Here is a 22322-nt window from a genome sequence, read left to right on the forward strand (position 1 = left end):
TATAGATTCACGAGGAACTCATATGAGCACAAGCACTGTTCCCACCGCCTTTGAGAACATCATTTACGAGAAAAAGGGCGCCATCGCCTACGTCACCGTCAACCGCCCCAAAGTCCTGAATGCCCTCAACATGGCAACCATGGCCGAACTCCGCGCTGCATTCTTCGACGCGAAGGATGACTCCGTCGTTCGCGTGGTCTTGCTAACCGGCTCGGGCGAAAAAGCCTTCATCGCCGGTGCCGATATCAGTGAATTGCAGAAGCTGTCTCCCGTAGAGGCGAAAGAGTACACGCATCGCGGTCAGACCGTGCTCGACCTGATTGAGAATCTCGGAAAACCCGTCATTGCGTGCATCAACGGATTCGCTCTCGGCGGCGGATGCGAAGTCGCGATGGCCTGCACCATGCGTCTTGCCTCCGAAAATGCAAAGCTTGGCCAACCCGAAGTCAAACTCGGCGTGATTCCGGGATACGGCGGCACCCAGCGCCTTCCGCGGCTTGTCGGCAAGGGCATCGCGATGCAGCTCAATCTCACAGGTGAAATGATCACCGCACAGGAAGCCCACCGAATCGGCCTCGTCAACGAGGTTGTACCCGCCGCCGATCTCATGCCGCGCGCAGAAGCACTGGCGGCGAAGATCATCGCCAATGCGCCATTAGCTATCCGCTACTGCATGGAAGCCATAAACAAGGGCATGGAGATGACACTCGCGGAAGGGCTTTTCGTCGAGGCGACGCTGTTCGCTGTCACCTGCGCCACAGAAGACAAAAAGGAAGGCACGACGGCTTTCCTCGAAAAACGTGTGGCTAACTTCAACGGGAAATAAGCTATTGACCAGACTGAGAGAAATAATCCTTCGGTCCCGTTATTTTTAGCTTCCTGTCTATAGTTTTCACTTCCATGGTTTTCGATTTTCCGGGCGACGGTGGCTCTGTCGCAGAAAACGTCACCGCATATAGGCCATCCAGCAGTTGCTGAACTTTCGTGAATACGCCGGGGAAGTCCTTCTTCCCCAGATTATGAAAGATGCGCCCACCGGTCTCATCCACGAACTTTTGCAGGTTGGGGTCGCCGTTCATCAACACGTCGACCGAGTATTCCTGAGTGTTTATGGCAAAGATGGTTATGCCTGCCTTTTGGGCCGCAGTGATGACCTCGTTTCGAGGATGTTTGCTGTTGTTATCGTTGCCATCACTCAGAATGATCAGCACTCGCCTGGCCGGGCCTGCGGGTAATTTGCTGAATGCACCGGCGGCGAGCAGCATTCCATCGAAAAGCGATGTTCCGCCACCGGGTTGAAGATTCAGTTGGAGTTTCTCGAACTCGCCCAGCGCCAGCCATTCCGTAGGTGTCGGAGTTGTATTCGCAACCACCACCATCAGGCGATTTGCAGGATTTTGAATCGATGTCTTCATGAAATCGTAGGCGCCCTGAACGGTCGGGTTGTAGAGAGGGTTGGACTTTTGCGAGTTGCTGCTGTCGATCACGACAGCCATGTGCAGTGGTAAATCCTTCATCGGCTGCACCAACGTGACAGTAACAGGCTTTCGGTTCTCCAGCGCCTGGATACTGCCGGCCGTAATGTCCGGAACTGGTTGGCCATTCCGGTCAGTCACCACGCACTGGATCGTCACTTGATTCGGGTTAGTCTGTCCCAGCAACGACAAGCCAGTAAGCGTTAACAAACCAACAAGCAAAAGGACGGCGCCAGAGGAACTCAGAATCGTGGTTTTCATGGTTCTGACCCGGAAATGTACCTTAACCGAGGCAAATTGCGGAACCGTGTCATCGCTTTTCTCGGGCAGGATTACCAAAATAGGACAACCGGCTTCAATCGCCTGAACAGGCCATTCCGTCCCTAAGAATGAACTTTTCGGGCATTTCGAGCGTATCCTTTGGGCAGAATGTCACGTCGCCGGGGAATTTCTTTGCGCGAACCCGTGTTTGTTGCTTTAAGCACCCTTCGCGCGCATAAACTTCGCTCCTTCCTCATGCTGCTGGGGATCATCTTGTCTGTCTCCACGCTGATCGTGGTGGTGGCCCTGATCAACGGGACAAATCAGTACATTCAGGAGCGCGTCGCCAATATGGGCGCAAACGTGTTCCTGCTTAGCCGGTTTGGGGTAATCACGAATGCGGAAGACTTCACCAAAGCCATGCGGCGGAACCGGAACATCACCTGGGAGGACTACGAAGATCTCCGTGACAATCTGAAATTGCCCCAAGCCATCGGCGTGGAAGTCCGCAAGCGGGGCACGGTTCGATTCGGTAATGAAACGCTCGAGGACACCGACGTCAGGGGCGTAACGGCGAACATCGCCGATATGGATGTGCAGGAGACCCGGTCCGGTCGCTACATAAGCGAAAGCGACACAGACCACCGCACTTATATCGCGTTCGTGGGGGTCGAAGTCGTAAACCGTCTTTTCCCTAATCAGGAGCCACTCGGGAAAGTCATCAACGTGGACGGTCGTCAGTTTGAAATTGTTGGCGTGGCTAAGGAAGTAGGAACGGTCCTGGGACAATCACAGGACAACTTTGTGTATGTCCCGGTCACTACCTGGCTCAAGGCTTATGGCTCCGCGAACAACAGCATTACCATCAACGTTCAGGCGCAAGGCCCGGAGTGGATGTCACGTACCCAAGATGAAGTAAGAGCTAGGATGCGCGCTCGCCGACACCTCGGCAGCAACGAAGAAGACAATTTCGGATTCCTGTCGTCGGAATCCATCATGACGCTTTGGAATAACCTGACGGGCGTTCTGGCTTCTGGCATGGTCGGAATCGTCTCGGTCTTTCTGGTCATCGGCGGGGTTGTGATCATGAACGTGATGCTGGCTAGTGTGACCGAGCGTACCCGTGAGATCGGCGTCAGGAAATCCATGGGCGCACGGCGCAGCGACATTTTGTTGCAGTTTCTTGTCGAAACCTCTGTTATGTCAGCCGTTGGCGGAGCTGTGGGTATTCTGCTGGCGTGGATTATCGCTCTAATTGTGAATTACGCCGACCTGCTTCCGATGTCGGTACCTCTTTCAGCAGTCATGATTGCGCTGCTGGTATCGACGGCAGTAGGCATGTTCTTCGGTGTGTATCCGGCTCGCAAGGCAGCGAAACTCGATCCCATCGAAGCGCTGCGGGCGGAGGCATGATGAAGATCGCTCGAAAGAGAATCGAATTCGGCGAGAACGAGCGCATGGCGTTCAGTTCGCTCCGTGAGCACAAGGTACGTTCGCTGCTGACGGTCTTCGGCGTCGTGATCGGTGTGACCGCCCTGGTCGTAGTCTCGTCCATTCTCGTCGGAGTCGATAAAGATATGCGCGACTACCTGAGCGACTACGGCACCGAGACCCTCTTTATCTTCAAGTGGAATCCAGGTATCCACGTAGGCCGTATGAGCGCCGAGGAACGGGCCCGCAAGCCGGTCACCTACGAAGACGCCATGGCGATCAAGGAAGAAGCCCCGCACATCAAGAATGTTGCCGTAGAGGTGTTTCCGCGCGTAACGCCTGGCCGTCCCTCACGAACGCCTCCTACCATCCGCTACAAGAACAACGAAGTGTACGGGATCGAGCACAGCGGCACGATTCCCTCTTACGAACAGGTCTACAACACCCGCATGGCCGCCGGACGTTTCTTCAACGAAGCCGAAAACATGCACAGGGTTGATGTCGCGGTTCTCGGATACGACCTGAAGGAAGCGCTATTCGGACAGGAAGAGCCCATTGGCAAGCAGGTGCTGGTCGAAGGCGTAACCTACACCGTGGTCGGCATCATGGAGAAACGCAAGGGCACCCTGATGCACGACGACTCGGCCGACAAGAACGTGCTTGTGCCTTACCAGACATATAAACGTCATCATCCGGCAGATGACGAGCACTTCATCGGCGCGCAGGCGTATCCGAATTCGAAAGCCGAAGCGGAAGATGAAGTCCGCGGAATCCTGCGCCGCCGCAGAAACGTCCCCTTCAGCAAGCCCGATAACTTCGGTGTCTCCAGCGCCGAACAAGTAGCCGACCAGTTCCGGCAGATCATGAGCGTCGTCGCCTTGCTGATCGTGGTCGTCAGCTCGATCGGGCTGCTCATCGGCGGCGTTGGCGTGATGAATATCATGCTGATGTCCGTTACCGAACGCACCCGTGAGATTGGGGTACGCAAAGCCATCGGGGCGCGAAGACGAGACGTCATCCGCCAATTCCTGACCGAAGCTGTCGCCCTCACCGCAGCAGGCGGTGTAATCGGCATCATCATTGCCGTCTTCATCAGCCTGATTGTTCAGAAAGCCCTGAACTTCCCGTCTGCGATTCCACCCTGGGCCATTGGCCTAGGAGTGGGCGTATCGATGGGTGTGGGTCTTTTCTTCGGAATGTACCCTGCTGTGAAAGCAGCAAGGCTCGATCCTGTGGAAGCGCTACGCTACGAGTAGCGATTTCTTCCGGGTCCGTCCACATTCACGCGCGCGCCAAGTTTGTTATATTTTTGTGTACTCCTCTTTCATGCGCACCCGCTATGCCAACTGGATGTACTCGTGGGAGACCCGTCTCACCATGCGCGATACCAATCGCGTGGTGCGTCCCTTTGAATGGGGACTCGAGTGGACCCGGGATTTTCCCTATGTAAACGGCAACTATCCCGCCGAAGCAGCCGATATGGAGCGCTATTTCCATGCGCTCAACGAAAAGCTGGTGGCTCATAGCGACGAGTTCTTCTCGTACAAGCCGCCGGCTGACTATCGCGTGGAGCGCCGTCCAGCCATGCGCATGGGTACCGGACAGAACGCCCTGCCCGAACCGGACCAACCGGAAATCGCGGAATTTCTCCGTTTCACATCGCCGGTCCGAACGCCTTATCCCGAGAACGATCTCGTCAATGCCCGCTGGTTTCCGGCGAAGAACCCTAATAGCTGCGCGATGGTCGTAATGCCCCAGTGGAACTCCGACGCCTTCGGCCACAACGCTCTCTGCAAGATCTTCAACTGGTTCGGCATCTCGGCGCTGCGCCTCAGCAAGCCCTACCACGATGTCCGTAAGCCCGGCGAGATCGAGCGTGCCGACTACGCGGTTTCCGCTAACGTCGGCCGCACGCTCAGCGCCGCACGTCAGGCCGTCATCGACGTCCGCTGCTGTCTCGACTGGCTCCAGCAGCAGGGCTACAAACGCTTCGGAGTTCTAGGCACCAGCCTCGGCTCCTGCTACGCCTTCATCGCCAGCGCCCACGACCAGCGCCTTGAAGTAAACGCCTTCAATCACGCCTCCACATATTTCGCCGACGTCGTCTGGACCGGCCAATCCACGCGACACATTCGGGAAGGAATCGAACACGCCATCTCGCTTGATAGCCTCCGTAAATCATGGCTGGCGATCAGCCCCATGGCGTATTTCGACAAGTTCGCCCGCTGGCCGAAGAAGTCCCTGATCGTGTACGCGAAATACGACCTCACCTTTCTGCCCGAATTCTCACAGCATGTCGTCGAGGAATTTCAGAAATGGAAACTCGATGCGAAGGTCGCAGTGCTTCCCTGCGGCCACTACACCACCGGCGAGACGCCCTACAAATACATGGACGCCTGGCATCTCGGACGTTTCGTGAAAAACGCGTTCCGCTAAGTGTCGCAATTCGCGCCGCTACTCTCGAATTGCGTTGAGCCAGCTTACGTTTTTGTCTAGCTTGGTGGCAGGCAAAAGCAGAAATTCCCTCCCCTCGTTTCTCCTGCCAGCAATGGAAAGGCGCGCTGTCTCATGACAACGCGCCTCATTTGTCTCTGGACCATCGGTCCTACTTGTTCTTCCAGACGGGCTTTCTCTTCTCCAGAACGGCCCTCAACCCTTCCTGTGCATCCTCCAGGTCCATGAGTTGGTTCAAGTAGATATCGTGCGACCGCCTGATCGCCTCATTCAGCGGCATGCCCATGGTCGAACCGATCACCTTTTTGGTCATCTCCAGTACCGGGGCACTGATCTCGCCGATCCTCCCCAGCACCTCCTGCACCGTTTTGGCCAGTTCCGCCTCGGGCACCATTTTGTTGATAAGCCCGACCTGGAGTGCTTCGTCAGCCGACATAGGCTGTCCGGTCAGAATCAACTCATACGTCTTCTTCGGGCCGATCAGCTGCGGCAGCATGATGGCGGCGAAGGGCGGAAACACACCCATCTTCACTTCCGGCTGGGCGAAGCGTGCGTTCGGGGTCGCAATGATCATGTCGCCGAAGGCCACCAGTTCCGACCCGGCGCCGATTGCCTGCCCGTTGACCACGACGATCAACGGCTTGGAAATCTCCGACACCGCCTGGAAAACTCGCGTAAATGCATCCAGGGTCTGAAAAACCCTCTCCGGCCTTGAATCCTCCAGCGAAATCCCGGCCGAAAACATCTTCTGGTTCGAATCCAGCATGATGCACTTGATGTCGCCGCGGCCGTTCAGGCTCTCGATCGCCTCCGCCAGTTCCGTCATCATAGGCACGGTTAGCACGTTGTACGGCGGGTGGTTCATGGTGATATGCGCCACAAACGTGGACGTGTCGAACACAATGAACTTGAAGCTCTTCCCTGCCGCTGTCGAACTGGCAGACGCCATTAAGCCCTCCGATTGAACCCACAGGAATGCGAGCGCATTATCGAATAAGTGCGCCATTCGGGGCAAGCATTGGAACACCTTACGAACGGTGTTGGCCGGAATGTTTGTCCTGCCAGACCGGTTGTGATGTCCGTCATGGCGGGGTGTTTGGTGCCATCGTAGCCTAGCTGGTTAGTCGGAGGCGTGTGCATGCACGAGGCCGTACACCGGCTTTGGCCGGAACTGGATTGGATTTCCAATCCCGACCTGCGCGAGAAGACTGCTCGCACCTGGGAGCGGGCTTTGGAACTGAGCCCACTGAAACCCGAAGACCTGGAACGTATCCCGTTCACCTTGTTGGTTGCGAACTGCCCCACCACTTTCATGGAGCACAAACGGTGCGTGGTACACATCGCCCGTAAGGCCGCCGAGTCCATGAAGGAATTCATGGGCAATGCCTTGCCAATCTGTACCGATACAGTGATCGCAGGTGCCATCCTCGCCGACGTCGGCAAGCTCCTCGAGTACGAAACCGTCGACGGCAAAGCCAAACAGAGTAAACGCGGCGAGATGCTCCGCCACCCATTCACCGGCGTCGCCCTGGCGATGGAATGCGGAGTGCCCGACGAAGTCTGCCACATCATCGCCGCTCACGCCGCCGAAGGAGACCTGGTGAAACGCACGACCGAGGCGTACATCGTGCATCACGCTGACTTCATGTCGTTTCTGCCGTTCAAGAATCTAGGTAAGTAGAACGAGTTCAAAGAAAAAGGACGACGTATGACCACTGCCACCACGGCTTCCCCTGCTGCGAAACCAGTCACGAAGAAAGAAACGATTTCTGCCGTCATGGCTAAATGGACGGCCGGCCTGAAGTTCGAACATCTCTCCCAGGACGCCGTCTATCAGGCCAAGCGCTACCTGCTCGACTCGGCCGGCTGTGCGCTCGGCGGATACCAGCAACACGATGTCGTCATCGCCCTCGACGTCCTCCGCGAAATCGCAGGACACGGCAAGTGCACCCTCATCGGATCGGGCGAAACGATGGACGCCGTCTCGGCCTCGCTCGCCAACGCCCTGATGATCCGCTGCATGGATTACAACGACATCTACTGGAAGCAGGACCCATCGCACCCGTCCGACATCTTCCCCGCCGCGATGGCCGCATGCGAGCGCATGGGTAGCGACGGCCGCGAACTCATCGTCGGCTTCGTCCTCGGACACGAGTTCGAACAGCGCTTCTGCGAAGCAGCCTTCCCGGGCATCCGCGAGCGCGGATGGCACCATGCCACGTTGACCGCATTCGTTTCCCCAATCGTCGCCGGACGCGCACTGAAGCTCTCGTGGGAGCAAATTCAGCACGCCATCGGTATCTCGGCCTCACGTCATTGCACCCTCGGCGCAGTCACCGCCGGCAAGCTCACAATGATGAAGAACACCGTGGATCCGATGGCCACGCAGTCGGGCATGTTCGCCGCCTTGCTTGCCGAAAAAGGCTATAGCGGCCCCGAGCACGTCATCGACGGCAAAGAAGGCCTCACCCACTGCTTCGGTCCTGAGTGGAAGCTGAACATCCTGACCGACGGTCTGGGCGAAGGTTGGCGCATCACCGATTGCTCCATGAAGGCATTCCCCACGGAAGCCCTCACCCACACGCCCATTTCGGCCGTCCTGGCCATAGTCAAAGACAACAACCTCAAGCCGGAACAGGTGAAGGAGGTCCACGTTCGCACCACCGCCCGTGGCGCCGATATCCTCAGTGACCCGAGCAAGTACGATCCGCACACGAAGGAAACAGCCGACCACTCGTTGCCCTACGTGATTGCCGCGGCAGTCGCCGAGCGTCAGGTAACGCCCCTGCAATTCACGATGGGCAAGATCATGGACCCAACGATCCGCGCACAACTGAAGAAAGTGGTTGTCGTCGCAGATCCCGAAATCGAGAAGGTCTTCCCGGCATTGCAGCGCGTCGTGGTGAAGATCACCACCACGGACGGACGCACGTTTGAGAAGCAACTCGATTATCCGAAAGGCGATCCGCGCAATCCGCTGACCGACCGAGAAATTGAAGAAAAGTTCGAAGCACTCGCTGATCCGGTCATGACCAAATCCGCACAGCAGAAGCTGAAAGACGCCGTGTGGAGCCTGGAGAAATGCGATTCCGTAAGTGCATTGATGAAGTTGATGAAAGCAGACAAATAACACGCAGCACCGGCGACTCGCCGGCTCTCGGTGCGGGCGATTTGCCGCACCAGATCAGTACCGAGGTGAATCATGGGCCAGACAATCGTAGAGAAAATAGCACTTGCTTACATGACGGAAGGGCCATCGCGTCCGCTGCGCGCGGGCGACTTCGTCTCCATCAAGCCGCGCCATATCATGACGCACGACAACACCTCGGCAGTGATCAAGAAGTTCAAGTCCATCGGCGCAAAACGTGTCTTCAACCACCAGCAGCCGGTGTTCGCTCTTGATCACGACATCCAGAACCAGTCTGAAGACAACCTCAAGAAGTACGCCGCGATCGAGGCCTTCGCACGCGAGCACCACATCGATTTCTATCCGGCGGGAACCGGCATCGGCCATCAGATCATGATGGAGCGCGGCTACGTCGTACCCGGTTCTTTCGTTGTCGCCAGCGACTCGCACTCCAACATGTACGGCGCCCTCGGCGCGATCGGCACGCCGGTTGTTCGCACCGACGCCGCCGCAATCTGGGCAACCGGCGAATTCTGGTGGCAGATACCACGCACCGTCCAAGTGGAACTCAAGGGCGAGTTGCAGAAGGGCGTAAGCGGCAAGGACGTAATCATCGCCCTCTGCGGTCTCTATAACAAAGAAGAGGTCTTGAACGCCGCCGTCGAATTCCGTGGGCACGGAGTCGCGTCGCTCTCCATGGACGCGCGCATGAGCATCGCCAACATGACCACCGAATGGGGAGCGCTCGTTGGCTGGTTCCCGTGCGACCAGGCGACTATTGCCTACATGCGGCAGGTTCGCGACCGTCTCAAAGCCGAGGGTAATCAGCGCGTCACCGACGATGACATCGAACATTGGGTCTGCTGTGCTTTGCGCCCCGACGTGGACGCCACCTACTCCTCTTACATCACTCTTGACCTCAGCGAAGTCACGCCGCACGTGAGCGGTCCAGACACGGTGCAGGTGATGGCCTCTCTCGCCGAGATCCAGCCGAAGAAGATCCCGGTCAATAAGGCGTATTTGATCTCCTGCGTGAACTCGCGCCTGGAAGACCTCGAAGCCGCCGCGCGCGTCCTCGAGGGCAAGAAGATTTCGCCATCCGTGAAGTTCTACCTCGGAGCAGCCTCCAAAACCGTGCAGGCCGAAGCCGAGCGTCGTGGTGTATGGAAAACCATTGTTGACGCCGGAGCCATCGCGCTGCCTCCGAGTTGCGGCCCGTGCATCGGACTGGGAACCGGACTGCTTGAATCGGGCGAGATCGGAATCTCGGCCACCAATCGCAACTTCAAGGGACGCATGGGCGCCAAAGATGCACAGTGCTACCTGGCATCGCCCGAAGTCGTAGCCGCTTCCGCAGTCGCCGGATACATTACGACAGGAAACGGTACCGCTGCGAAACCACTCACTCGCGATTACGCTCTAGCCGATCTTCCCGAAGTTGCTCCGGAAAAGGTCAGCATCATTCAGGGCTTCCCTGAGCGCGTGAAAGGGCGTCTGGTCTTCCTGCCGAAAGACAACCTGAATACCGACGGCATCTACGCCGGCGCTTATACCTATCGCGAAGACATGACGACCGAAATGATGGCAAAGGTCATCTTCGACAACTACGACGCCTCGCTGCCCTCGCGTGTACAGAAAGGCGATGTTGTCGTAGGCGGATTCAATTTCGGAACCGGATCGAGTCGCGAACAGGCCGTCACCGCGCTCAAAGCCGCAGGCATTCCGCTCGTCATCGCCGGGTCGTTCTCGCAAACGTATCTGCGTAACGCGTTTAACAACGGCTTCCTCTGTATCGAGGTGCCCGAACTCGTGAAGAAATTAAAGGCAGTATTCACCGGGACGGAGAAGTCCTTCATCCCCGGCGACGAGATCGAAGTGGATTTCACCAGCGGAACCGTTACTTTTCGCGGCACAAAGTACACCTTCCCAGCGATGGGTAGCGTGCCGCAACGTTTGGTCGTCGCAGGTGGAGTGGAGAATCTGGTGTCCAAGAGATTGGGAATTTCGAAATAGCACGGGTTGTCAACAATCGTGCCGCGCGATGACCCGATGGCCCGATGACTCGATCACCCGATTAGTTTGACAGGAGAGATTATGAGCAAGAGAACGGTGATTACGATGCCCGGCGACGGCATCGGAAATCAGGTACTGCCCGAAGCGATTCGCGTTTTGAATGCGGTTGGCTTTGAAGCGAACTATATCCACGCGGACATCGGATGGGAAATTTGGTGCAACGAAGGCAATGCCCTTCCCGAACGCACCATCAAACTGCTCGCCGAGCACAAACTCGGACTGTTCGGCGCCATCACTTCAAAGCCTAAGAAAGCGGCCGACGCGGAACTCAAGCCCGAACTGCGCGATAAGGGTTTCAGCTATTTCAGCCCAATCGTGACCATGCGGCAGAAGTTCAATCTCGACATCTGCATGCGTCCGTGCATCGGATTTCCAGGCAATCCGCTGAACTTCATCCGCAAGAAACCGCAGGGAGGATTCGAAGAACCGCAAGTCAATGTAGTTGTCTTCCGCCAGAACACCGAAGGACTTTACGCCGGTGTCGAATGGTCGAATCCTTCGGCGCAGGTGCGCGATGCGCTCGCCACTCACTCGAAGTTCAAGCCATTCTCTTCCGTCAAAGGCGAGGACCTGGCGATCTCCGTCCGCATCATTACCCGCGCAGCGGCCGAGCGCATTTGCCGCGCGGCATTCGAGTACGCCAAGAAGTTCGGCTACAAGAATGTGACTATCTGCGAGAAACCGAATGTGCTTCGCGAAACCAGCGGACTGATGGAAGAAGTCGCGAAGCAGGTCGCGAAGGACTATCCGAATATTCCGCTGTGGTCCACCAACATCGACGCGCAGTGCATGTGGCTCACCAAGAATCCGGAAGACTATGGAGTCATCGTGGCGTCGAATCTATTCGGGGACGTCATCTCTGACGCATTCGCAGGCCTGATCGGCGGACTTGGGTTTGCCGCTTCCGGAAACATCGGACAGGAAGTTGCCGTCTTCGAACCAACACACGGATCTGCTCCGAAGTACGCCGAGCTCAATCCTCCGATCGTGAATCCGATTGCGATGATCCTCTCGGCAGCGATGATGCTCGACCACGTCGGCGAGACCGCAAAAGCCGGCATGATCCGCACGGCAATCGCAGGCGTTGTTGCGGAAGGGAAAGTCCGCACCTACGACATGATGCGGATTCCCGGCGGGGCAAAGTCGATCTCGCAAGGCGCAGCTTCAACCACACAGATGACCGACGCGATCCTGCACGAACTGGAGAAAGTTCAAGCGCGGGAGTTGGTGGCGTCAGCAACCAAGTAAGGACGTAGAGCAATGTCCAGCATTGCACACACAGAAACAACCCAGACTTACACAGCTGGTCGGAGCGGAAAGGATGTCCGCTCCGATCTGGCTGTTCACTTCACTCCACGCAATTCCGGCGGAATCGAGATCGAATTGGTCTCGCGGGTAGCGACTTATTACGGTGATTCCATCAAGGCGCAAGTCCTCGACGTCCTGAAGCAGATGTCCGTTGTGGACGCTTCCGTGAAGATTGAGGACGAAGGCGCGTTGCCGTTCGTCATTTCGGCACGAGTGGAAGCAGCGGTCCGTCGTGCGTGGAGCGGAAAGGGCAAGCGCGTTTTGCCGGAACGAACTGCGCACATTCCCGCGGCACAACGGGATCGGCTGAGAAGATCGCGGCTGTACTTGCCAGGTTCGGAGCCTAAGTACTTTACCAATGCGGCGCTTCATCAGCCCGATGCGGTGATTCTCGATCTGGAAGATTCGGTCCATCCGAGCGAGAAGGACGCGTCGCGAATCCTCGTCCGCAACGCTTTGCGCTGTATCGACTTCGCTCAGTGCGAGCGCATGGTACGTATCAACCAGCTTCCGCTTGGACTGGCTGATCTGGAAGAAGTCATTCCTGAACATCCTGACCTGATCCTGATTCCGAAGACCGAAACGCCGGAACAAGTCATCGAAGTGGCGCGCAAGATCGCCGAAGTGAAGCGGCAGTACGCGATGTCAGGTCCGATCTGGCTGATGCCGATCCTCGAATCAGCGCTTGGCATCGAGAACGCGTTTGCCATCGCCAAGGCCGATGAATCCGTCGTCGCCCTTACGATTGGCCTCGAAGACTACACAGCCGATCTCGGAGTGGTGAAGACCGTCGAAGGCAGCGAGTCCCTTTATGCGCGAACACGCCTGGTAAATGCCGCGAAAGCCGCAGGCGTTCAGGCGATCGATTCGGTCTTCGGCGATGTTGGTGACATGGATGGATTGCGCGCGTGGGGCGAGCGCTCGCGCGGAATGGGCTTTGAGGGAATGGGCTGCATTCATCCGGGACAGATCGAGATCATTCATCGAGCTTATGCTCCAACGGACAAAGAGATCGAGAAGGCGCTGAAGATCGTTGTGGCATTCGAAGACGCCAAGGCGCAAGGTCTTGGGGTGGTTTCGCTGGGGTCGAAGATGATCGATCCTCCAGTCGTGAGCCGCGCAGTCAAACTGGTGCAGCGCGCGAAACAGATGGGATTAGTGCAATGAGCATCGATACACAAGTCGCAGTGGAACTGGAGAAGAACGCAGCGGGAAGAATTGTTCCGCTCAACGTTAACGGCCGCGAACAAACACCGTTTCAGGGAGTTGGGAATTACGAGCCGAAAGGCCGCAAAGCTGCTCCGCCGATTCGGTCGAACCGCGATTATCCCGAGAACGGCGACAAGCGCGTTCCGGATTTGGAAACTGCACTCCGTCTTTGCGGCTTGAGTAATGGAATGGTGATTTCGTCGCACCATCATTTGCGCGATGGCGACGTGATCGCTTTGCAGGCACTGCAAACAGCGGCGAAGATGGGTGTTCGCGACTCGATGTGGTTTCCGTCAGCTTCGTTCCCTTCGCAGAAGCCCGTGATCGATCTGATGGAAAATGGAGTCGTTCATCATATTGAAGGATCGATGAACGGTCCGCTTGGTGATTACTGCACGCAAGGCAAGATGCGCGGAATGGGCATCCTGCGCTCGCACGGCGGAAGATGGCAAGCGATTCAGGATGGTGAAGTTCATATTGATATCGCAGTCATTGCCGCGCCGACAGCTGATCCATTTGGAAACGCAACAGGCTCGATCGGCAAGTCGGCTTGCGGATCGCTTGGCTTTGCGCTCGCCGATTCGATGTATGCAGATCGCGTGATTGTCGTAACCGATAACCTGGTTCCGTTTCCGTGCATTCCGTGGCAGATCCAGGGCAACAACGTTGACTATGTTGTCGAAGTGCCTTCGATTGGCGATCCTTCAAAAATCGTTTCTGGGACGACGCAGATCACGCGAAGTCCCGATCGACTGATGATCGCTCGCTACGTCGCAGAGTTTTTGCGCGATACGGGGATCATGCACGACGGTTTCTCATTCCAAGCCGGTGCCGGGGGCATCGCTTTGGCCTTCGTCGATTATCTGCGGGCGATGATGAAGCAGGCCGGCGTGAAGGCCCGCTTCGTGCGCGGCGGTTCGACGAAGTTCCTGGTCGAACTTCTTAATGAAGGCTTGGCCGACTACATCCTCGACGGCCAGACGTTCGATCTTGACGGCGTTCGTTCGCTGGCGACGAACCCGCGGCACGTGGCGAGTTCTCCGTTCACCTCCTACAACTACCACGGCAAGGGCAACTTCGCCTCGATGATCGATGCAGTTGTGCTCGGTGCAACCGAGGTTGACGTGAATTTCAACGCCAACGTGGTCACTCACTCGGACGGACGGCTTCTTCACGGCATCGGCGGGTGGCAAAACTGCCTCTTCGCGGGGTGCAGCATTCTGGCTTTACCGTCGTTCCGTGACCGCATCCCGGTGATTGTGGACGAGGTCACGACCATCACCGGCCCCGGCGAGATGGTTGACGTAGTCGTTACGGAGCGCGGGATTGCGATCAATCCGCTCCGGCAGGATCTGATTGATGCGGCAAAAGGATCGAAGCTGCCGATCCGCACGATCCAGGACATTCAGCGCGAAGTTTATGCGATTTGCGGTGGTGCGCCGCAGAAGCCGAAGCGAACCGAGAAGCCTGTGGCGGTAGTGAAGTGGGTGGACGGCACGGTGCTCGACACGGTCTGGGGTCTCTAGCAGTGCCGTTTTTGGTGCCTTCCATTCTCTCGGCTTAAGATCCGGCCATTTGCAAAGGAGTAACCTGCACGTGATGCACAGTATTTATGCGGCAAGATACCCTACCCCCTCCCCCCTATCTCTCCTGACGTAATGGAATCAATGACTTGCGTGTAGACTTTTGACCCGACGTTAGATTCTAAAGGACTTACATCTCAAGCTCTTCATTCCAGAACAGTTAGTCGATTCGGCATTTACCTTCCAGTTATCGTTTCTGTTTTAGAGTATGCGTCCCACACACGACTTCACCACCTACATTTTCAGGATAGCAAGTTGGCCGGGGGCATCATGCCAACATTCTGAGATTTATATTTGCCGTTAAATGAGGAACTTACGTGAAAACGGGGTGTGGGACCCCATTGACACACTCCTTCCCGAATCGGGACCGCGAAGCGCATGGGTAGCGACTGAACACGGCAATAAGAAAGGGGCTGCCGAAGCAGCCCCTAAGCCCGGAGGCAAGTTGTTTAGAAGGTGAACTTCACCTGGAAACGAGCATTGAAGCCGGGGTTGAACTCGGCAGGCTGACCGTAGCGAGGATCTCTATCCACGATCTGTCCACGAGTAGCCGCCTGGCTGGTCAGCAAGCCCTGCCAATCGAAACCGTTCCGGAAGTCGGGCACGACACCGTTGGTCACACGGAGACCGGTGGACGAACGATGATCGCGACGGTTGTAGAACTGGTAGGTGTAAATGTTCGTTTTCTGGTTGAAGAGGTTCTGGATGTTCATTTCGAACCGCAGAGCCTTCTTTTCGCCAACTTTGAAGTTGTGGGCTACGAGCAGGTCAGTCTGGCTGAAGACCGGCTCACGGCCGAGATCACCGCGACCTTCGACATAGATCGGAATACCCTGAGTGGTATAGACCTGGGTCGTGATCGGGGTACCGCTCTGGACGCGGAAGAAGCCGCCGACTTCGGTACCGAACTTGAACTGCTTGGCGCCGTAGAACTTCAGGACGTGCGGACGGTCCGTGGGCAGTCTGCCGAGGATGTCCGTATTTCCGTGAGAGTCAACGAAAGCCTGATCAAGATCGAAGTAGCGGTTCGCGTTTCCACCCGGACGATAGGTCTGTCCGGCGAACGCCTGGTTGCCACTGTACGCAGCTCCGTAGGTGCTGGGCAGGATTTCGTCCGTGCTCTGCAGACCCGAGTAGTTACCGTACAGGCGGCTGTAAACGTAGCTTACGTTGCCGAGCCAGCCACCACCGAAACGCTTGTTGACGGAGAGTTCCATCGCGTCGTAGTCACGGCGGGCTTTCGGCATCGGAATTGTGCAAGTCGGAACGCCGCCCACATAGCAGGACGGAGCTTCAGTGTTCTGACCTTCTCCGGGGTTGCCGTAGAAGTAAGATTCAGAACCGTTGACGAGAACGCCCATATCTTCAATGGTACGGTTGAGATGGGTGCGGACATACCGGCCGGTGAAGACCATGTTGTTCCGGAATTCCCATTCAACACCAGCGTTCATTGCATCCGAGCTCATCGGCTTCACGCCAGGATCGAGAGTATCGAAACCGGGCAAGCGCCAATCCTGGTGATCTTCCACCCAGAGGTTGGTGCCGGGCAGGTTGCCAAGGCTGATGCTGCTGATCTGGTTCGGATCATCGATGGTGCGGTAGAACGTCCACCAGCGATCAGCACCGAAGGTTCCGCGAGGCAGATCGTACTTGGTCCAATCGAAGTAACGGCCCCAGCCAGCAGAGATTTTCACCTTTCCGTTGCCGAGGAGGTCGAAGCTGCCGCCAATACGAGGAGCCAGCTTGTCGCCATACCCGAACTCAATTGCATACTTCTTGATGTCAGGGCGGAACGACGGGATGAGTTCTTTCTCAGTGCGGAAGCCGGCGTTGATGGTCAGGCGACCACCGATCTTCCAGGAGTCCTGCACATAGAAATGGGTGATGGAAGAACCGGCGGTACCAATGGTTCCGAGGTCATCCACGGTGTAATAGCCGTAGGGCGTCGCACCAGCCTGGCCACCAGCAGAGACGCAGATTTCGCACTGCTGTGCCCAGAAGAGGGTGATCAGTCCGTCTGGAGCCGAGCTATCGAGAACGTTGTTAACGCTCTTCTGCGTGCCGAATCCAAACTTGAAGTTGTGCTGGCCTGCGAAGCGGACAACCTGCGACAGATCAGCCTGAACGTAGGTACGAGTCGTGAGGTCGTGCGCGGTCTGCGCCGCCGTGGGAGTTGCAAACCCATCGGGCTGCTGCAGGGACGGCGGAACACCAGCGAGGCCTTGGGAGGAACCACTCCAGACCCAACGACGGGTGAAATCCACACCGGTGTCTTTGTAGTTCAAGTAGTAGCGACCACCCTTAACGCTGAGCAGAGTGCTGTTGGTGAGGGTGATGTCAACCTGGCCGGTGTAGCTGTTTTCAAACTGACGGGAACCGAGATTGCCGTCCAATTTTGCGGTCTCGTAATCGCGAGCCACGCCGTTGGGGCCAAACTCGTTGTAACCGTAAAGAGAGCCCTTCAAAGTCTGGGGCGTATACAAGAAAGTGAAGTTGGTGCGGATACGGCTGATCGGATCCCAAGAGACCTTGTTAAACCAGTTTTGCTGGTTGAAGCTGCGGCTCATGGGGCCAAACGTATCCGTGAACTGGTAATAATTGGTGCGGCTCTGCCAGCGAGGCGAGGCGGCAGTATAGAACCACAGCTTGTCCTTAAGGATTGGACCGCCGATCGAACCACCGAACTCGTGGTTATCGTTCTTCCACTTGCCATCCTGGAAGTACGCCATTGGATACGGACCGGGCGTCGCTGTGGTACGGCTGACCGCGAGGCGTTCTGTCGGTGCTGCGTTTAGCTTATTGCCATAGTAGTAGTAGTGGAGGTCGCCGTGGAACTCGTTACCACCGGACTTGGTGATAGCGCTGACCACACCACCGAGTGCGCCACCGTATTCGGCATCGAGACCAGTCGTCTTAACCTGGACTTCCTGTAGGTAGTCGAAGGTCGAACCCTGACGAGCCGAACCGTCGATGACGGAGTTGGTTGCAACGCCGTCTACGTAGTAGGCGTTTTCAGCAGCGGAAGCACCGTTGATCTGGTAGCCGCCGTCCGCGAAGCCGGTGTTGACCGAAGGAGCCAGAACGGCGACGCCTTCAAAGCTGCGGCCTTTGGGAATACGGTCGAGTTCTTCCACCGTGACGTTGGTGGCGATGATGTTGCTGCTGGTGTCAATCACGGGAGCCGCTTCCACGACTTCCACCTTCTGATCGACGCCGCCGACCTTTAACTGGGCCTGGACGTTGACGGTTCTTCCGACCATGACCATCACGTCGGGAACTTCATAACGGCTGAAGCCAGTCTTCTGGAAGAGGAGCGAGTAGCGTCCGGGTTCCAGATCATTGGCGTTGAAGGTGCCGTCATTACGGGTCTTCGCGGTGAAGACACGGTTTGTAGATTTATTAGTGACTGTGACGGTCACGTCGGGAACGACGGCACCGCTGGCGTCTGTGACCACGCCAGTCACGTTGCCGAACCGTTCCTGAGAAAGGACCGGCAGGCTGCATATCACGAGAAATGCGCAAAGCAGTGAAAGAACCACTGCGCATTTCTTTAGCGATAAACTTTTCACTTTTTAACCCCCATAGTTTAGCGGTAAAACTTTGGAACGTCTCTTTTTGAGATCATCCCCGGAAGACTCTGGTGCTACTGGGACAAGTAGAAGCATTCTTGTGACCAGAGTGCTAAATGCCGTGTTGAGTAGCAAAATCAACAACTTACATGACGATTTCGTCCCAGCTTTACGCGTTACTTATGGTTTTTGGAAGGCGCTAAAAGGGGCCTATATGATTTTTGGCACTCTCCCCTTTTGGGAATCGCGAATTCGCTTTTTTTCCGGGGGATCACCTCGCGTGGCGGACCCAGTTTTTGCACGCAATGAACGAGACCAGAAGGGGTTCTGTGGTGTGTGGCGCGTTGCAAAGCAATTTCTTACAATTGGGCGCCGCCCAAAAATAAACAACATGGCGAACCCAACCAGTTACGGTTCAGCACGACCGCGGTCGCTGGGCCAGATATGGGCTCTAACACTGACCGTTTTTCAGAGTGCGTTCAGCGAGTACGCGCTTAAGACATTGGTACTGGTGCTGCTGGTGGGGTCGGCCATGCGCGAACTGGGGCGAGAGCGATCGGCGATCCTAGTGGGGGCGCTTTTCGCAGTTCCTTTCCTCTTCTTCTCGACACCGGGCGGCTTCCTGGCGGACCGGTTCAGCAAAAGAAACGTAACGATCGGCACCAAGCTGGCCGAACTGATATTCACGGCCCTGGTGGCGCTGGCGATTGTGGTGAACAACGTTCCCCTGGCAATCCTGGCGGCGCTGATGATCAGGTCCGGCGCGGCGGTGTTTGGTCCGTCGAAGTACGGAATTCTGCCGGAACTGTTGCCGGAGTCGAGACTATCGCAAGCCAATGGCATTTTGCAGGTATCGATGTTCAGCGCCATCGTGACAGGCTCGTGGACGGGAGCGTGGATCGCGCAACGTTTCCTTGAGCGTCAGTTGTGGGGCGCCGGCCTGCTGATGGCATTCGCGGCTACTGGGACGGTCATCAGCCTGTTCATTCCGAAGGTGAAGGCAGCGGATGAGAGCCGAAGATTCCCATGGAACCCGGCGAAAGAATTGCGGGACCGCGTGCTGGAGATTCGCGCGGACCGAGGCCTACTGCTGGCGGTGTTGGGATGCGCTTACTTTTACTTCCTCGGCACGATTCTGCAACTGAACACGATTGTCTACGGCACGAAGTTGCTGGGGCTAAGCGAGGGAACAAGCGCATTGCTGCTGGCGGCGCTGGCGATCGGCGTGGGGTCCGGAAGCGCGCTGGCGGGATACGTATCGAACAACAAGATTGAGCATGGCCTGGTACCGCTGGGGACGATTGGCGCCACCTGCGCCGTGGCAACGATGGCGGCCGAAATGCCTGACGCGTGGGCATTGGGGATGAGGCTGGGAGTACTGGGGTTCTTCGCCGGCATTTTCATTGTGCCGTTGTCAGCGATGATCCAGCACCGTTCGGATGAACGGCGGCGTGGAGCGATCATCGCGGCGGCCAATCTCTACTCCTTCGCGGCGGTCTTCGCCGGCTCCGCGCTGTATTACATGCTCACGATCCAGTTTGGGATCGGGCCGCGGGGGGTTTTCATCGTTTCCGGCGTGCTGACGTTGGCCGCCACGGTATATGCCCTGATACTGCTTCCGGAAGCGCTGGTGCGATTCCTGCTTTGGGTGCTAACGCACACGGTATACCGAATCAAGATCGTGGGACGGGAGAATGTACCGGATAAGGGCGGCGCACTCTTCGTGTCGAACCACATGTCGTTCGTGGATACGCTGCTACTGATTGCCTCCACGGACAGGATCATACGGTTCGTGATCTTCAAAGACATTTACGACCATCCGATTGTCAAGCCGATTGCGAAGATCATGGGAGCGATCCCGATTTCTGCGAAGTCGCGGCCGAGGGAGGTAGTGCAGTCACTGCAGAAGGCAAGCGACGCGCTGAAGAACGGCGAAGTGGTGTGCATCTTCGCAGAGGGGCAGATCACGAGGGTGGGGCATCTGCTGCCATTCCGCGGAGGGTTGAGCAGGATCATCAAGGGATCGACGGCGCCGATCGTACCGGTATACCTGGATGACACCTCGGGGTCGCTGCTGAGCTTTGAGCGAGGGCGCTTCTGGTGGCGTGTACCCCAACAGATGCTGAATCCGGTAACGGTTACATTTGGCAAACCGTTGCCGCCACGTTCGTCGGCGTTCGATGTGAGGCAGGCCGTGCAGGACGTAAGCACCACGGCGTACGCACAACGGAAGAAGTTGATGCGTCCACTGCACTGGTGGTTCGTGAAGAGGGCGCGGAGACATCCACTTCGCTTTGCCATGGCGGATATGCGCGTGGAACGAGTGAACTTCGGCACACTGCTGACGCGCACGATTTTCCTCGGCCGGAAGCTGAAGAATCTGTGGGCTGGGCAGGAGATGGTCGGGGTCTTGTTGCCGCCGTCGGTAGCAGGCGCGGCGGTAAACTACGCGGCGTCCATGATGGGGAAAGCGCCGATCAACTTGAACTACACGGCGTCGAACGAGGTAATTGAGTTGTCGGCGAAACAGGCCGGATTGAAGACGGTGGTGACGTCGAGAGCGTTCCTGGAGAAGTTACCGCACCTGAAGCCACCGGGAGAGGTCATCATCCTGGAGGACCTAGCGGCGAATCCGAAGCTCAAGGACAAGTTGATCGCGCTGGCGTTAACGTGGCTGGTACCGGTGAGGGTGCTGGAAAAGACGCTCGGGCGCGAGAAAAAAGCGGACGTCGATGAGTTGATCACGGTCATCTTCTCGAGTGGGAGCACGGGTGAACCCAAGGGCGTGATGCTGACGCACTACAACGTCGGCGCGAATTGCCGCCAGATGGGCCAGCTGTTCATGCTGAACAGGCATGACAAGGTGCTGGGGATACTTCCCTTCTTCCATGCGTTCGGCTACACGGTGACGATCTGGCTGCCGGTGGTGCTGGGGGTAGGAGCGGTGTACTATCCGAATCCGCTGGACGCGAAGGCTATTGGAGAGCTTGTCGAAAAGTACAAGCTAACGTTCATGGTAGCAACCCCGACGTTTTTGCAGACGTATATGCGGCGGTGCACGTCTGAGCAGTTCAAGTCGCTTCAATATGTGATCGTGGGCGCAGAAAAGTTGACCGACCGCCAGGCGATCGCCTTCGAGGAGCAGTTCAAGATACGTCCGCTAGAAGGCTATGGCTGCACGGAGTGCGCGCCGGTGGTGGCGGTCAACACGCGAGATTATCGCAAGCGCGGGATTCGGCAGATCGGCGTGAAGAGAGGGCATATCGGGCATCCGCTGCCCGGGGTTGCGGTGAGAATCGTGAATCCTGAGACGATGGAACCGGTGGTACTTGGCGAGTCGGGGCTGCTGATGGTTAAGGGACCGAACATCATGCAAGGGTACCTTGGGCGCCCGGACAAAACGGCTGAGGTGTTACAAGACGGCTGGTATAACACCGGCGATATCGCAACACTGGACGAAGATGGCTTCCTGGTGATTGCGGACAGGTTGAGCCGCTTCTCGAAGATCGGCGGAGAGATGGTTCCCCACGTCAAAGTAGAAGAAGAGCTTCACAAAGCGGCGGGGCTTTCGGAGCAGACGTTTGCGGTGACGAGCGTGCCCGACGAAAAGAAGGGCGAAAGGCTGGTGGTGCTGCATACGCTTCCTGAACAGAAGCTGACGGAGGTGCTGGAGAAACTTGCGACGACGAACTTACCGCCGCTATGGAAGCCGCGCCCGAACCAGTTTTTCCGCGTCGAACATCTCCCCTATCTGGGAACGGGGAAAATGGATTTGCAGGGCTTGAAGAGGATCGCCGCGGAAATGACGAATTCCGAGGCGATCGTTTAGCGA

General features: G+C 57.0%; 14 protein-coding genes. 11 read left to right on the plus strand and 3 right to left on the minus strand.

Annotation, left to right across the window (positions count from 1 at the left end):
* Nucleotides 1–22: 22 nt before the first annotated feature.
* Nucleotides 23–826 (plus strand): enoyl-CoA hydratase-related protein, encoded by an 804-nt coding sequence (locus VN577_14305; GenBank protein ID HWR15997.1) that lies wholly within the window; start codon nucleotides 23–25, stop codon nucleotides 824–826.
* Between the two features lies 1 nt (nucleotide 827).
* On the opposite strand, the gene VN577_14310 is transcribed toward VN577_14305, so the two are convergent.
* Nucleotides 828–1736: a VWA domain-containing protein gene (locus tag VN577_14310; GenBank protein ID HWR15998.1), complete on the minus strand. Its 909-nt coding sequence runs from the start codon at nucleotides 1734–1736 to the stop codon at nucleotides 828–830.
* A gap of 255 nt (nucleotides 1737–1991) precedes the next feature.
* On the opposite strand from VN577_14310, the gene VN577_14315 reads away from it, so the two are divergent.
* From VN577_14315 to VN577_14325, 3 genes are all read left to right on the plus strand, one after another.
* On the plus strand, nucleotides 1992–3149 hold the full coding sequence (locus VN577_14315; protein HWR15999.1) for an ABC transporter permease: 1158 nt from the start codon (nucleotides 1992–1994) through the stop codon (nucleotides 3147–3149).
* Complete coding sequence (locus tag VN577_14320; protein ID HWR16000.1) at nucleotides 3146–4423, plus strand: ABC transporter permease; 1278 nt, start codon at nucleotides 3146–3148, stop codon at nucleotides 4421–4423. The genes VN577_14315 and VN577_14320 overlap by 4 nt, the downstream gene beginning before the upstream one ends.
* Before the next feature lie 70 nt (nucleotides 4424–4493).
* Nucleotides 4494–5603: a hypothetical protein gene (locus VN577_14325; protein HWR16001.1), complete on the plus strand. Its 1110-nt coding sequence runs from the start codon at nucleotides 4494–4496 to the stop codon at nucleotides 5601–5603.
* 169 nt (nucleotides 5604–5772) lie between these two features.
* Here the strand turns inward: VN577_14325 and VN577_14330 are convergent, their stop codons facing one another.
* A complete protein-coding gene (locus VN577_14330) occupies nucleotides 5773–6570 on the minus strand; it encodes an enoyl-CoA hydratase/isomerase family protein (protein ID HWR16002.1) in 798 nt (265 codons plus the stop codon).
* Between the two features lie 189 nt (nucleotides 6571–6759).
* On the opposite strand from VN577_14330, the gene VN577_14335 reads away from it, so the two are divergent.
* From VN577_14335 to VN577_14360, 6 genes are all read left to right on the plus strand, one after another.
* The gene (locus VN577_14335; GenBank protein HWR16003.1) at nucleotides 6760–7302 is read left to right on the plus strand and encodes an HD domain-containing protein; all 543 of its coding nucleotides are present in this window, start codon (nucleotides 6760–6762) and stop codon (nucleotides 7300–7302) included.
* A gap of 27 nt (nucleotides 7303–7329) precedes the next feature.
* A complete protein-coding gene (locus VN577_14340; GenBank protein ID HWR16004.1) occupies nucleotides 7330–8751 on the plus strand; it encodes an MmgE/PrpD family protein in 1422 nt (473 codons plus the stop codon).
* A 72-nt stretch (nucleotides 8752–8823) separates the two neighbouring features.
* Entirely contained in the window at nucleotides 8824–10761 is a 1938-nt protein-coding gene (gene lysF / locus VN577_14345; protein ID HWR16005.1) for a homoaconitase, read from the plus strand.
* 81 nt (nucleotides 10762–10842) lie between these two features.
* A complete protein-coding gene (locus VN577_14350) occupies nucleotides 10843–12069 on the plus strand; it encodes an isocitrate/isopropylmalate family dehydrogenase (GenBank protein HWR16006.1) in 1227 nt (408 codons plus the stop codon).
* Between the two features lie 12 nt (nucleotides 12070–12081).
* The gene (locus VN577_14355) at nucleotides 12082–13296 is read left to right on the plus strand and encodes an aldolase/citrate lyase family protein (GenBank protein ID HWR16007.1); all 1215 of its coding nucleotides are present in this window, start codon (nucleotides 12082–12084) and stop codon (nucleotides 13294–13296) included.
* Entirely contained in the window at nucleotides 13293–14864 is a 1572-nt protein-coding gene (locus VN577_14360) for a citrate lyase subunit alpha (GenBank protein HWR16008.1), read from the plus strand. The genes VN577_14355 and VN577_14360 overlap by 4 nt, the downstream gene beginning before the upstream one ends.
* A 506-nt stretch (nucleotides 14865–15370) precedes the next feature.
* Here the strand turns inward: VN577_14360 and VN577_14365 are convergent.
* Nucleotides 15371–18460 (minus strand): TonB-dependent receptor, encoded by a 3090-nt coding sequence (locus tag VN577_14365; protein ID HWR16009.1) that lies wholly within the window; start codon nucleotides 18458–18460, stop codon nucleotides 15371–15373.
* Between the two features lie 421 nt (nucleotides 18461–18881).
* Here VN577_14365 and VN577_14370 point away from each other — a divergent pair, with 421 nt between their 5' ends.
* A complete protein-coding gene (locus tag VN577_14370) occupies nucleotides 18882–22319 on the plus strand; it encodes an acyl-[ACP]--phospholipid O-acyltransferase (GenBank protein ID HWR16010.1) in 3438 nt (1145 codons plus the stop codon).
* Nucleotides 22320–22322: the final 3 nt, after the last annotated feature.

It is taken from the genome of Terriglobales bacterium (assembly GCA_035561515.1).
Lineage (GTDB): Bacteria > Acidobacteriota > Terriglobia > Terriglobales > Acidobacteriaceae > DATMXP01.

Bases quoted from the DNA above. Each gene is read 5' to 3' on its own strand.
- VN577_14305 (HWR15997.1), top strand. From the start codon at position 23: ATGAGCACAAGCACTGTTCCCACCGCCTTTGAGAACATCATTTACGAG.
- VN577_14310 (HWR15998.1), bottom strand. From the start codon at position 1,736: ATGAAAACCACGATTCTGAGTTCCTCTGGCGCCGTCCTTTTGCTTGTT.
- VN577_14315 (HWR15999.1), top strand. From the start codon at position 1,992: ATGCTGCTGGGGATCATCTTGTCTGTCTCCACGCTGATCGTGGTGGTG.
- VN577_14320 (HWR16000.1), top strand. From the start codon at position 3,146: ATGATGAAGATCGCTCGAAAGAGAATCGAATTCGGCGAGAACGAGCGC.
- VN577_14325 (HWR16001.1), top strand. From the start codon at position 4,494: ATGCGCACCCGCTATGCCAACTGGATGTACTCGTGGGAGACCCGTCTC.
- VN577_14330 (HWR16002.1), bottom strand. From the start codon at position 6,570: ATGGCGTCTGCCAGTTCGACAGCGGCAGGGAAGAGCTTCAAGTTCATT.
- VN577_14335 (HWR16003.1), top strand. From the start codon at position 6,760: ATGCACGAGGCCGTACACCGGCTTTGGCCGGAACTGGATTGGATTTCC.
- VN577_14340 (HWR16004.1), top strand. From the start codon at position 7,330: ATGACCACTGCCACCACGGCTTCCCCTGCTGCGAAACCAGTCACGAAG.
- lysF (HWR16005.1), top strand. From the start codon at position 8,824: ATGGGCCAGACAATCGTAGAGAAAATAGCACTTGCTTACATGACGGAA.
- VN577_14350 (HWR16006.1), top strand. From the start codon at position 10,843: ATGAGCAAGAGAACGGTGATTACGATGCCCGGCGACGGCATCGGAAAT.
- VN577_14355 (HWR16007.1), top strand. From the start codon at position 12,082: ATGTCCAGCATTGCACACACAGAAACAACCCAGACTTACACAGCTGGT.
- VN577_14360 (HWR16008.1), top strand. From the start codon at position 13,293: ATGAGCATCGATACACAAGTCGCAGTGGAACTGGAGAAGAACGCAGCG.
- VN577_14370 (HWR16010.1), top strand. From the start codon at position 18,882: ATGGCGAACCCAACCAGTTACGGTTCAGCACGACCGCGGTCGCTGGGC.